The sequence below is a fragment of the Bradyrhizobium iriomotense genome, from assembly GCF_018129405.1.
In the GTDB taxonomy this organism is placed as follows: domain Bacteria; phylum Pseudomonadota; class Alphaproteobacteria; order Rhizobiales; family Xanthobacteraceae; genus Bradyrhizobium; species Bradyrhizobium iriomotense_B.
Map to the genome: position 1 here is coordinate 34861 of NZ_JAFCLP010000004.1, position 12204 is coordinate 47064.

Annotated in this window: 9 protein-coding genes; 8 read left to right on the forward strand and 1 reads right to left on the reverse strand. The window is 63.9% G+C overall.

Annotated elements, in window-relative coordinates; genetic code table 11:
* The first annotated feature begins 76 nt into the window (after nt 1-76).
* Complete coding sequence (locus JQ592_RS11580; protein WP_211402989.1) at nt 77-2050, forward strand: hypothetical protein; 1974 nt, start codon at nt 77-79, stop codon at nt 2048-2050.
* A gap of 250 nt (nt 2051-2300) precedes the next feature.
* Here the strand turns inward: JQ592_RS11580 and aspS are convergent, their stop codons facing one another.
* Entirely contained in the window at nt 2301-4073 is a 1773-nt protein-coding gene (gene aspS / locus JQ592_RS11585; RefSeq protein ID WP_211402990.1) for an aspartate--tRNA ligase, read from the reverse strand.
* 210 nt (nt 4074-4283) lie between these two features.
* On the opposite strand from aspS, the gene JQ592_RS11590 reads away from it, so the two are divergent.
* From JQ592_RS11590 to JQ592_RS11620, 7 genes are all read left to right on the forward strand, one after another.
* The gene (locus JQ592_RS11590; protein WP_211402991.1) at nt 4284-5762 is read left to right on the forward strand and encodes a protein adenylyltransferase SelO; all 1479 of its coding nucleotides are present in this window, start codon (nt 4284-4286) and stop codon (nt 5760-5762) included.
* 206 nt (nt 5763-5968) lie between these two features.
* The gene (locus JQ592_RS11595) at nt 5969-6820 is read left to right on the forward strand and encodes a phosphodiesterase (protein ID WP_211402992.1); all 852 of its coding nucleotides are present in this window, start codon (nt 5969-5971) and stop codon (nt 6818-6820) included.
* Between the two features lies 1 nt (nt 6821).
* Entirely contained in the window at nt 6822-7772 is a 951-nt protein-coding gene (locus JQ592_RS11600) for a carbohydrate ABC transporter permease (protein ID WP_211402993.1), read from the forward strand.
* Nucleotides 7769-8638, forward strand: coding sequence for a carbohydrate ABC transporter permease (locus tag JQ592_RS11605; protein WP_211402994.1), 870 nt, complete (start codon nt 7769-7771; stop codon nt 8636-8638). The genes JQ592_RS11600 and JQ592_RS11605 overlap by 4 nt, the downstream gene beginning before the upstream one ends.
* Nucleotides 8639-8649: 11 nt before the next feature.
* Nucleotides 8650-9981 carry an ABC transporter substrate-binding protein gene (locus JQ592_RS11610; protein ID WP_211402995.1) on the forward strand — a complete coding sequence of 444 codons (1332 nt, stop codon included), beginning with the start codon at nt 8650-8652 and terminating at the stop codon, nt 9979-9981.
* Nucleotides 9982-10222: 241 nt separating this feature from the next.
* Nucleotides 10223-10528, forward strand: coding sequence for a hypothetical protein (locus tag JQ592_RS11615; RefSeq protein WP_211402996.1), 306 nt, complete (start codon nt 10223-10225; stop codon nt 10526-10528).
* Nucleotides 10455-12023, forward strand: coding sequence for a hypothetical protein (locus JQ592_RS11620; protein WP_211402997.1), 1569 nt, complete (start codon nt 10455-10457; stop codon nt 12021-12023). The genes JQ592_RS11615 and JQ592_RS11620 overlap by 74 nt, the downstream gene beginning before the upstream one ends.
* The last annotated feature ends 181 nt before the right edge of the window (nt 12024-12204 follow it).

Below are 12204 nucleotides of genomic sequence, written 5' to 3' on the forward strand. Positions count from 1 at the left end.
TAGCTTTCCCTGGACCGGACGGCGTTTCGCGAATATGGCAGGTTGCGCGGTGCAAAACGAGCAACTGGAGCTGGGAATGAAGCGAATCCTGATCGGCCTGATCGTGGCAGCCGTGCTCGCCGCGGGCGGATGGTTCGGCTTCAATTTCTACGCCCAGCATCGCGCCGCCGCGGAGGTCGAGGCGGCCTTCGAGCAGATCCGCAAGCAGGGCGGCAAGGCGAGCCACGGCAAGGTGGCGTTCGAGCTGGCGAGCCGGACGCTGACGGTCGAGGATATCGTCGTCACGCCTGGGGGCGAGTCACAGGCGCAGATCAAGATCGCAGGTATCAAGGGCACGGGCGTCCGCCTCGTCGACGAGAACCGCTTTTCGGCCGATAGCATCGACCTCGCGGGTCTCGAACTTGCGCTGGGCGAAATCGGCCCGGCGAAGGTGAAAGGCTCCTACAGGGTCCCGCAGCTGACCATGCGGGACTATGCCGGTCCCCTCCACGCCCCCAATGTGCCGGCAGGCGGCTCCCCGATCGAGATGTATCGCTATGCGCTCGAACAATATGCGAGCGTGACGGCATCTTCGGTCGCGATCCCGACGCTGACCTTCGCATTCGATGGCGGCAGCGCTGGGGCCGGCAGCGGCGAGTTCTCCTATTCCGGGCTGGCGATCCAGAACCTGAAGCAAGGCCGGATCGGCGCCATGAAGGCGGACCGCGCCAACTTCACCATCAACGTGCAGCAGGCGCCCAGGGCGGACAAGCTGACCGGCGAACTCTCCACCATCGCCATCAACGACATCGACGTGACCGCGCTCACTGCCGCGCTCGATCCGCAGAAGGCGGGCGACGACAGCTATCATCGAATCTACGGACAAATCTCGACCGGACCATATGTGGCGACGTCGACGCTGGGCATACGGATGCAGGTCGATGGGATCTCCATCGACGAGATCGCGCTCCAGCCGTCGAAATTCCGGATTGCCGACGTCCTCGCCGCGCTGCCGGCCAGCGATCGTTCGTCACTTCCGACACCGGCGCAATCGCGCGAGATGATGGAGAAGCTCGCCGGGCTCTATGAAGGCATTCGCGTCGGCAGGATCGAGATCGGCGGCCTGTCGATGACGACCCCGCAAGGCTCGCCGAAGCTGAAGGCGATCCGATACCAGCAGGGCGAGTTCGCTCTCGAAGGCCTCGATGCGCCGACGCCGCAGGGCCAGCTCAAGATGGACCGCTTCGCGCTGAAGTCCTTCAGCGTGGCGAACCTGCTGCGCTGGGCCGCAGGCCTCACCAATCCCGGACAAGCCCCCTCGCCCGATCAGATGCTGGGCCTGTTCCGGGTGCTGGAAGGCGCCGAGATCAAGGGCGTGGTCTCGCCCTACAAGACCACACGGCAGCTCGTCACCATCGACACGATTAGCCTGAACTGGGGGCAGTTGGTCGGATCGATCCCGAGCAAGGCCAATCTGGTCGTGAAGATGGTCACCCCCACCGATCCCGCCAATCCGGCGCAGCGGCCGCTGATCATGGCGGGCGTCGACAAGCTCGCGATCGACCTCGATCTCGGCGCGGCCTGGACGGAATCCTCGGGCGCCTTCGCGCTCGCGCCGGCCACCATCGATCTCGGCAATCTCGCCAGGGCGCAGGCCCGCTTCGCGCTCGCCAACGTGCCGCGCGGCCTGTTCACGACCGATCCGGTGCAGGCCATGAGCCAGGCCGAGCAGATCGAAACCGGCGCGATCGAGCTCTCCTTGCGCGACAGCGGCGTCGTCGATCTCGTCGTGGCGCAGTTCTCGCGGATGCAGAACCTCAGCCGCGATGCCGCGCGCAGCGCCATCGTCGAGATGATCCGCGCGCAGGGCGAGAAGATCGCGGCCTCCAATCTCGACGCCAGGGTCGCGGTGGACGCGCTCGCCGGCTTCGTCGAGACCTCGGGGCAGACGCTGACCATCAAGCTGACGCCGCTCGGCAAGGTGCCGGTGGTTCAGCTGATGGACGCCCTGAACCACGAGCCGATCGTTGCGCTGGCGCAGTTCCGGATCGAGGCGTCGACGGGGTTGTAGCGCGCAACGATAGAGTTCCCTCGTAGCCCGGATGGAGCGTAAATCCCTCCCCGTCATTGCGAGCGCAGCGAAGCAATCCAGAGTCCCTCCGCGGAAAGATTCTGGATTGCTTCGCTGCGCTCGCAATGACGACGTGGAGAGAGCTGGCCCAATATCAGCCAGATCGACTCGCGGAGAGTCCCCCTCACCCGGATCGCATCTTCGATGCGATCCGGCCTCTCCCCGCACGCGGGGAGAGGCAAAAGAGCGCTCACTTCTGCGGCAAGTTCACCCGCACATGCAGCTCGCGGAGCTGCTTTGTCGTGGCTTCCGACGGCGCGCCCATCAACAGGTCCATGGCCTGCTGGTTCATCGGGAACAGCGAGATCTCGCGCAGATTCGTGGTGCCGCAGAGCAGCATCACGATGCGGTCGACACCCGCGGCCATGCCGCCATGCGGCGGCGCGCCGTACTGGAAGGCGCGGTACATGCCGCCGAAGCGCTCGACCACTTCCTGCTCGCCGTAACCTGCGATCTCGAACGCCTTCACCATGGCTTCCGGCACGTGGTTGCGGATGCCGCCCGAGGCGATCTCGTAGCCGTTGCAGGTGATGTCGTACTGGAACGCCTTGATGGTCAGCGGGTCCTGGCCCTTCAGCGCCTCGAGGCCGCCCTGCGGCATCGAGAACGGGTTGTGCGAGAAGTCGACCTTCTTGTCGTCCTCGTTGTACTCGTACATCGGGAAGTCGACGATCCAGGCGAGCTCGAACCGCTCCTTGTCGGTCAGGTTCAGCTCCTCGCCGACCTTGTTGCGGGCAAGGCCAGAGAACTTCCAGAACTTGTCGGGATCACCCGCGACGAAGAAGGCGGCATCGCCTTCCTTGGTGCCGATCTGCGCGCGGATCGCAGCGGTGCGCTCAGGTCCGATGTTGTTCGCAAGGGGACCTGCGCCCTCGCCGCCCTCGCGCCACATGATGTAGCCGAGGCCGGGCTGGCCCTCCCCTTGGGCCCATGAATTCATGCGGTCACAGAAGGCGCGGCTGCCGCCACCCGCGGCCGGGATCGCCCAGACCTGGTTCTTGGGGTCCTCGAGCATGCGCGCAAAGACCTTGAAGCCGCTTCCGCGAAAATGCTCGGAGACGTCCTGCATCTCGATGGGGTTGCGCAGGTCCGGCTTGTCGCTGCCGTATTTGCGCAGCGCTTCGGCGAACGGGATGCGGCGCCAGTTCTTGCTCACCGGCTTGCCCTTGGCGAATTCTTCAAAGACGCCGGTGATCACCGGCTCCATCGCCGCGAACACGTCTTCCTGCGTCACAAAGCTCATCTCGACGTCGAGCTGGTAGAATTCGCCCGGCAGACGGTCGGCGCGCGGGTCCTCGTCGCGGAAGCAGGGCGCGATCTGGAAGTAGCGGTCGAAGCCGGACATCATCAGCAGCTGCTTGTACTGCTGCGGCGCCTGCGGCAGCGCGTAGAACTTGCCGGGATGGATGCGCGAGGGCACCAGGAAGTCGCGCGCGCCTTCCGGCGAGGACGCGGTCAGGATCGGGGTGTTGAACTCGAAGAAGCCCTGCCCCTCCATGCGCCGGCGCATCGACTTGATGATCTCGACGCGCGTCATGATGTTCTGGTGCAACTTCTCGCGACGCAAATCGAGGAAGCGGTACTTCAGGCGGATGTCTTCGGGATATTCCTGGTCGCCGAACACCGGCAGTGGCAGGTCGCCGGCCGGGCCCAGCACCTCGATCTCGCTGACATAGACCTCGACCTTGCCGGTCGGCAGGTCGTCATTGTCGGTGCCTTCGGGGCGGCGGCGGACCTTGCCGTCCATCTTGACCACGAATTCCGAGCGCAGCTTTTCGGCCAGCGAGAACGCAGGCGAGTCCGGGTCGACCACGCACTGGGTCAGGCCGTAATGGTCGCGCAGGTCGATGAACAGCACGCCGCCATGGTCGCGAACGCGATGGACCCAGCCCGAGAGGCGGATGGTCTCGCCGATGTTGCCCTCGCGGAGCGCGCCGCATGTATGTGACCGGTAGCGATGCATGGTCGTCCCAAAATCAATGTCGGAGGAAGCGAATCGGACGGCCTGAAACGACCGGTCCGAAGTTGCGGCAGGGTTTACCCGACGAGGCCCAAAGCGGCAACCCAAGGCGGCAACCCAAGGGAACGGCCTGATTTGGGCTCGAAGCGCCCATGTTTGGCTTATCGGGTCCGGAGCCTTTGCCGATGGCCGTTCCAGCCCTATCTTGAGGCCATGACGGTCCATTTCCCCTTCCAGAACTCCTATTCGGCGCTGCCGGACAGCTTCTTTGCCCGCGTCGCGCCGACCCCTGTCGCCGCCCCCCGGCTGATCAAGCTGAACCGGCCGCTGGCGGTCCAGCTCGGGCTCGATCCGGACCTGCTTGAGACCCCCGAAGGCGCCGAGATACTGGCCGGCAAGACGGTTCCCGCCGGGGCCGATCCCATCGCCATGGCCTATGCCGGCCACCAGTTCGGGCAATTCGTGCCCCAGCTCGGCGACGGCCGGGCGATCCTGCTCGGCGAGGTCATCGACAGGGACGGCGTCCGCCGCGACATCCAGCTCAAGGGAAGCGGCCCCACCCCGTTCTCCCGCCGCGGCGACGGCCGCGCCGCGCTCGGCCCCGTCTTGCGCGAATACATCGTCAGCGAAGCCATGTTTGCCTTGGGCATCCCGACCACGCGCTCGCTCGCCGCGGTCGTCACCGGCGAGCATGTCATCCGCGAGACCGCGCTGCCCGGGGCGGTGCTGACCCGCATCGCCTCCAGCCATATCCGCGTCGGCACCTTCCAGTTCTTTGCCGTCCGCCGCGACACCGAGGCGATCCGCCGGCTCGCCGACCACGTCATCGTCAGGCACTACCCGGACCTGCTCCATGCGGAGCGGCCCTATCACGACCTGCTCGCCGCCGTCGTCGCGCGCCAGGCCGAGCTTATCGCGCGCTGGCTGCTGGTCGGCTTCATCCATGGCGTGATGAACACCGACAACTCATCGATCTCGGGCGAGACCATCGATTACGGCCCGTGTGCCTTCATGGACGCCTACAATCCCGCGCAGGTCTTCTCCTCGATCGACGAGATGGGCCGCTACGCCTACGCCAACCAGCCGCGCATCGGCTTGTGGAATCTGACACGTCTCGCCGAATGCCTGTTGCCGCTGTTCGGAGGCGATCAGGAGAAGGCGGTCGCCGAGGCCCAGGACATTCTCGGCGCCTTCGCCGAAACATTCAGCGCGGCCTATCAGGCCGGCCTGCGCAAGAAAGTCGGGCTATTCACGGAGCGCGATGGCGACGAAGCGCTGATCCAGGACCTGCTCGACGCCATGGCCAAGAACCAGGCCGACTTCACCCTCACCTTCCGCAGGCTCGGTGACGCCGCAGGCGACGAGACCGGCGCCGCCGACGTCCGCGCCCAGTTCATGGACCCCTCAGCCTTCGACGAGTGGGCCGGACGCTGGCGCGCGCGCGTCGCGCTGGAGCCGCAGAGCGCGGCCGAGCGGCAGGCGGCGATGCACGCCGTCAACCCGATCTTCATCCCGCGCAACCACCGCGTCGAGGCCGTGATCCAGGCCGCGGTGAACAACGACGACTACGCGCCGTTCGAGGAACTGGTGAAGGTGCTGGAAAAGCCATACGAGGACCAGCCGGACTACGCGGCCTACGCCGATCCGCCGCTGCCGGACCAGCGGGTGCTGCAGACGTTCTGCGGGACGTGATCCCAGCGTCGTTCAATCACACAACTTGAAGTGGGTTCACGGAGATGGGCCAGCCTTTGGCTGGTCCACCATTCCTTGCGCGCGCTGTGGACACGCACCGCCCACGGGAACCGCTGTCATCAAACTGAAACACACGCGCTCTAACCGGCTGGCAGGGCCGTCTTGCCGGAGGCGCCCATCCTCCAACCGTCCCGACAAAGCGCGCCATGCCCTTCAAATTCATCCATATCACCGACACGCATCTCGCGAATCCGGGGCTGAAGCTCTACGGGCTCGATCCGCGCGCCCGGCTGGATGCCGCGATTGCCGACATCAACAAGCACCAGTCCGACGCGGCGTTTGCAGTGGTGACCGGCGACCTCACCCATTGGGGCGAGCCTGAATCCTACGCCAATTTCGCCGACGCCATGGCCGCGCTGAAAATTCCCTACATCGCCATGGTCGGCAATCACGACAAGCGCATCGCCTGCCTCGACGGTCTTCGGTCCGCGCCGCGCGATGCCAACGGCTTCGTGCAGGGCACGCGCACCACCGAGCATGGCCTGTTCGTGTTCCTGGACACGCTGGACGAGACCAGCCATGCCGGCGAGATGTGCGAGAGACGCCTCGGCTGGCTGGCGAGCACGCTGGCTGCAGCGCCCGCCGACCAGCAATTCGTCGTGTTCATGCATCACCCGCCCTTCCCGGTCGGCGTCCACGCGATGGACGAGATCGCATTGGCGCAGAGCGCCGAATTCGCGGAGGTCATCGCGCCCTACCGCTCGCGCATCCGCCACCTCTTCTTCGGCCATGTGCACCGGCCGATCTTCGGCAGCTACGGCAAGATCCCGTTCTCGACGCTGCGCGGCACCAATCACCAGGTCTGGTTCGAGCTCGACGCTGCCGCCGCCGAGCATCTCGCCAGCCACGAACCGCCGGCCTATGGCGTGGTGCTGATCGACCAGGAGAACCTGGTCGTGCACAGCCACGATTTCCTCGACCAAAGTCTGCGCTTCCCCTTCGAGCCACCGGCAGGAGTGGATGGCCGCGACTATGCGCTCAATTTCCCGGCGCGATGAGATGAGCCTCGCTGAACCCGCGGCTCTCCCGGTCGCGACGTCGGCGGCACCGCGTCTGCACGTCCTGAAGCGGTTCCTAGACCGATTCAAAGCCTCGCTGCCGGCCTATCTGCTGCTGTTGCCTTCGCTGGTCTTCCTCGCGCTGTTCACCTATGGCGCGATGGGACGCGTCCTCATCGACGCGCTTTACCAGCGTGCCACGCCCAAGGCGCCCGTGCGTTTCGTCGGCCTCGACAATGTCAGCGCGGTGCTCGCCGATCCCGCCTTCACCGGCGCCGTCGTCAACAATTTGATCTACGCCGTCGGCACGGCGGTGCCGAGCATCGGACTTGCGCTGCTGTTTGCGCTGGCGCTGTCACGCACCCATGCCGTGAACAGCGCGCTGCGCGCCGCGCTGTTCCTGCCGGTGCTGATCCCGATGGTCGCGGCCTCCGCGCTGTTCCTGTTCGTCTTCCTGCCCAATGTCGGCCTACTCGATTATTACATCGGCCGGCTGCTGCCGGTGCTGCCGAACTGGCTCGGCGACCCCGATATCGCGCTCTACGCGATCATGATCATCACGGTCTGGAAGAACGCCGGCTATTACATGCTGTTCTTCCTCGCCGGCCTGCAGGCCGTGCCTGAGGACGTGATGGAGGCGGCGCATCTCGACGGCGCGGGGCCTTATCAGCGGCTTCGCCATATCATCCTGCCGGAGCTCAAGCCCACCTTCCTGTTCGTCACCGTCATCGCAATCCTCAACGCGGTGACGCAGGTCGACCACGTCTTCGTCATGACCCAGGGCGGGCCGTCCAACTCGACCAATCTCGTGCTGTTCTACATCTACCAGCAGGCGGTCGAGCATTACGACATCGGCAAGGCCTCGGCAGCGACGCTGCTGACCCTCGCCGCGCTGATGGGGGTCACCGCACTGTCCTTCCGCACCATGGCGAACCGCGAGGGCGGGCCATGAAGCTGATCGATGCGCTGTGGAAGGACGCACCGCTCGCCACCCGCGGCGAGATCACGCCCAAGCTCGGCTTCCTGCTGACCGTGCTGCTCGCGATCGTCTGGCTGATCCCGTTCCTGTGGATGGGCGTGGCGACGCTGCGTCCCGCCTCCGACGGCATCAACGCGATGGCCGAGCTGATGCCGAGCCTCAAACCCACGCTCGACAATGTCAGGGACGCCTGGGAGATCGGCGATTTCCCGCGCTACACCCTCAACACCACGATCATCTGCACCGGCATCCTCTTGGTGCAGTTCGTCACCATCACCCTGGCAGGCTTTGCCTTCGCGCGGCTCGCCTTCGCCGGCAAGACGCTGATCTTCTACCTGTTCCTGATGCAGCTGATGTTGGTGCCGGTACTCCTGATCGTGCCGAACCTGAAGCTCGTGGCGCAGCTCGGCCTCTACGACACGCTCGCCGGCGTGATGATGCCGTTCTTCGCCTCGGCCTTCGGCACCTTCCTGATGCGCCAGGCGTTCGAGGCGATCCCGACCGAGCTGGAGGACGCCGCCCTGATCGACGGTGCCAGCCTGTTCCAGCGCATCCGCCACATCTACGTGCCGCTGTCGATGCCGAGCTTCTCGGCGTTCGCCATCATCTCCGTGACCAGCCACTGGAACGACTTCCTGTGGCCGCTGATGGTGATCAATTCGCCCGACAAACGGCCGCTCACGGTCGGTCTCTCGGTGTTCACCAAGACCGCCGAAGGCACGCAAGCCTGGGGCACCATCGCCGCGGGCACGCTCATGGTGATCGCGCCGCTGCTCGTCACCTTCCTGATCTTCCAGAAGCGCTTCATCAGCTCTTTCGTCACCTCAGGCATCAAATAGGAGATTTTCCGATGCTGTTTACCCGCAGGCTCATGCTTGGCCTTGCCATGGCAGGCTCTATGGCCAGCGCCCTCGCCGTCCCGGCGATGGCCGAAGGTCCGACCGAGATCGACCTGTTCTTCCCGGTCCCCGTTGACGGCAAGCTCGCCCGCGACATGGGCACCTTGATCAAGGAGTTCAACGAGACCCATCCAGCGATCAAGGCGACTGCCGTCTACACCGGCTCCTATGACGACACGCTGATCAAGACGCGCGCGTCGATCAAGGCCGGCAAGCCGCCGGCCGCCGTGATCATGTCGGCGAACTTCCTGCTGGACATGCAGATCGAGAACGAGCTCACCAATCTCGATCCCCTGATCGCCGCCGACGGCACCACCAAGGACCAGTTCCTGGGCCAGTTCTTCCCGGCGCTGCAGGGCAACGCGGTGATCAACCGCTCGGTCTACGGCGTGCCGTTCCACAATTCGACGCCGCTGCTCTACATCAATGCCGACAAGGCCAAGGAAGCCGGTCTTGATCCGAGCAAGCCGCCGCAGACCTGGGCCGAGCTCACCGACTGGGCCAAGAAGCTCACCAAGCGCGAGGGCGACAAGGTGACCCAATGGGGCATCGCGATCCCCTGCGCCTACGACTATTGCGGCTGGATGATGGAAACGCTCACCATGAGCAATGGCGGGCGCTACTACAACGAGGAGTTCGGCGGCGAGGTCTATTACGACACGCCCTCGATGCTGGGCGCGCTGACCTGGTGGAATGACCTCGTCACCAAGCACAAGGTGCATCCGCCCGGCGCCACGCCCGGCCCGGCCGTCAGCACCTCCTTCATCTCCGGCAATGCCGCGATGATGATGCTGTCGACGGGCTCGCTGACCTATGTGCGTGACAACGCCAAGTTCAACTACAAGGTCGCCTTCATCCCGCGCAACGTCCGCAACGCCGTGCCGATCGGCGGCGCCTCGCTGATCGTTCCGGCTGGTCTCGAAGCCGACAAGCAGAAGGCCGCCTGGACGCTGATCAAGTGGATGACCTCGCCCGAGAAGAGCGCCTGGTGGAGCCGCGCGACCGGCTATTTCGCGCCCAACATGGCCGCCTACAAGACGCCTGAGATGGTCGACTTCCTGAACAAGAACCCGGATGCCAAGACCGCCGTCGAGCAGCTCGACGTCGCAAAGCCCTGGTTCGCCACCTACAAGACGGTGCCGGTCCGCAAGAACCTCGAGGACGAGGTGATGCTGGTCCTCAACGGCAAGAAGCAGCCAAAGGAAGCCCTCGCCGCCGCCCAGAAGGCCGCCGACGAGACGCTGAAGCCGTACAATGCGGAGACGTCGCTGAAGCTGCCGTAAGCGCCCTGCTTGCCTGACGCCGGCGCCCCGAACAGAGGCGCCGGCAGAATTGCAGACCTCCTCGGCCCGGATCGCGTTTCGCGACCAGAGGCCGCACACATTCTGGTTGCATCTAGCCGATCGCTCGCCTAGCCTGCCACAGGGGAAACACCCGTCATCGCCGGGACGGGCGCGGGCGATCATGCGTGAGCATTGTTGTTCTCATTTTCACACTCGTATCGATCGGCGAGCCACGCCGTTCTTGATCGCCGTCGTTCTGATTGCTCACACGACGAACGGCATTGCCGGGTTTGGCATCGATACATCCGTATACGGCAAGGCCCATGTGACCGTTTCGCCGGTATTCGTTGAGCTTGCCTTCCAAGAACGCTCGCATTCCCCGTGGGACGACGCAAAGGCCATCACGGCGCATGCGTTCGATCCCAATTTAGCGCCGCCGGCCACGACATTTTATTGCACCGAGGAAATGCATCATGAGAGCATTCAAATCGTCGATTTTTCTTTCCGTCCTGTTTTGTCTTTTCTCGACCTCGCTGCTGGCGGATAACTGCGCTCCTCCGCCCAAAGCAGCCGGCCCCATCACAACGGTCTCGGCTGCAAAAGGCCCAGGGCAAGAGGAAACTGACAAAAAAATCGTCGCCCTGGGTAGCTGGGTCGCGGTCAAAGGCGACGATGTCGACGTCCTGCAGCGCGAGGCGAAGTGCTCGAACAAGAAGATCGTCGTGTACTTGAACGGCCGAGTGGCGGCCGGTTTGGTAGCAGAGGCTCACTCAAATCATCCGAAGACTCTCTATTTCCGGCTGTCGCGCACTGCCGAGGCACGTGCTGTATGGGACGAGATACTCAGCGCACCAGACTTCAACGATAGAGACTTGGACGTCACCGTCGGGATCGAGGGACAGCCGCCCCTGCCCGGGCCGCAGGCCGGTCTGAAGTTGAAACCACTCGACGGATGGTCGTTCGGCATTGCTTTGATTGGATTCATCGGTCTGCTCGGTCTTTTCTTCTCCCTGGCAATGAAGACGAATGTGCTCCGGGACAGCTTACCATCAGACGACGCTGTTCCGGTGATAGCCGGCCGGCTTGATCCGTCCAGATCTGCTGGCAATCACGGCACCTACAGCCTGTCGAGACTTCAAGGGGCCTGGTGGCTGTTCATCATTCTTGGCGCCTATCTGCTGATTGGTATCGTGACGTGGGATTTTTATACGTCGCTGAGTTCAACCGCCCTCATTCTGCTCGGCCTCAGTGCCGGAACGGTCGTCGGCGGAGCCATCATCGACGCATCCAAGGCAACGCCAGAACAAAAAGCCGCCGAAGCGAGCAAGGCTGCGGAATTGAGGCGCCAGATAGAGCAACTTGCGGACGCGGAAGAATACGCGACGCTTGAAGCCAAACGCCTCGATGAATTGTTTGGGCCGAAGACTTTGAGCGTAGAGGATATTGCAAGATACAACGCTCTCATCGCTCACTACGGTGATATCGATAAGTGGCTGAGATCCGCAGGCGGCCTGTTTGCAGACATCGCCAACATCTTCGAACTGGTAGCGCTGGGGCGGCCAGCCGCCGGGAGTCCGCAAGATGCAAGAAAGAAGGAACTGAACGCCAAACTGCCCAACAAGCTCAACGACCTCTGTGAACTCGCCGTGCTCATCGGGTTGAAGCCAGCCCCGGGAACGCAGGACGAGGCAGATATGAACGCGCTAAAAGCCAAAGTCGGGGGACAACCCAAGCCTTTCCTCGATCTTGTTCCGAAGCATTCCGACGTCAAGGCTCAATGCACTCTGGCCATATCGCGTTACAGGAAGCTGACCGGACAGTCCGAAGCTTGGTTCACTGACATCCTCAGCGATGCCAATGGCGTCAGCCTGCACCGATTTCAACTCTTTGCCTGGACGGCGATCCTCGGAATCATCTTCATTGGGGCGTCGTACCGCAACCTTGCGATGCCGGTTTTCGACACTACGCTGATGGGCTTGCTCGGCCTGAGTGCCGGGACCTATCTGGGTCTCAAAATTCCCGAGGCCACGGTGCCGAAGTAAGGCCGCCGTCGCCTCAGGTGGAACAGCCTGCGGCTGCGCTTCAGGCCCAATCCGCTGGGTCTTCCAGCTCTTCTGCGTTCTCGACAGCGACGGGGGCCGATTGCGCCCATTAACCCCCCGTCCACCATCCGGCCCGCCCTGCCGCCGGTAACCATTGCAATTAACAGACCCTCAACGCACC

What these genes read in the sequence shown, in the direction of transcription:
- JQ592_RS11580 (WP_211402989.1), top strand. Translation starts at nt 77, where the DNA reads ATGAAGCGAATCCTGATCGGCCTGATCGTGGCAGCCGTGCTCGCCGCG.
- aspS (WP_211402990.1), bottom strand. Translation starts at nt 4,073, where the DNA reads ATGCATCGCTACCGGTCACATACATGCGGCGCGCTCCGCGAGGGCAAC.
- JQ592_RS11590 (WP_211402991.1), top strand. Translation starts at nt 4,284, where the DNA reads ATGACGGTCCATTTCCCCTTCCAGAACTCCTATTCGGCGCTGCCGGAC.
- JQ592_RS11595 (WP_211402992.1), top strand. Translation starts at nt 5,969, where the DNA reads ATGCCCTTCAAATTCATCCATATCACCGACACGCATCTCGCGAATCCG.
- JQ592_RS11600 (WP_211402993.1), top strand. Translation starts at nt 6,822, where the DNA reads ATGAGCCTCGCTGAACCCGCGGCTCTCCCGGTCGCGACGTCGGCGGCA.
- JQ592_RS11605 (WP_211402994.1), top strand. Translation starts at nt 7,769, where the DNA reads ATGAAGCTGATCGATGCGCTGTGGAAGGACGCACCGCTCGCCACCCGC.
- JQ592_RS11610 (WP_211402995.1), top strand. Translation starts at nt 8,650, where the DNA reads ATGCTGTTTACCCGCAGGCTCATGCTTGGCCTTGCCATGGCAGGCTCT.
- JQ592_RS11620 (WP_211402997.1), top strand. Translation starts at nt 10,455, where the DNA reads ATGAGAGCATTCAAATCGTCGATTTTTCTTTCCGTCCTGTTTTGTCTT.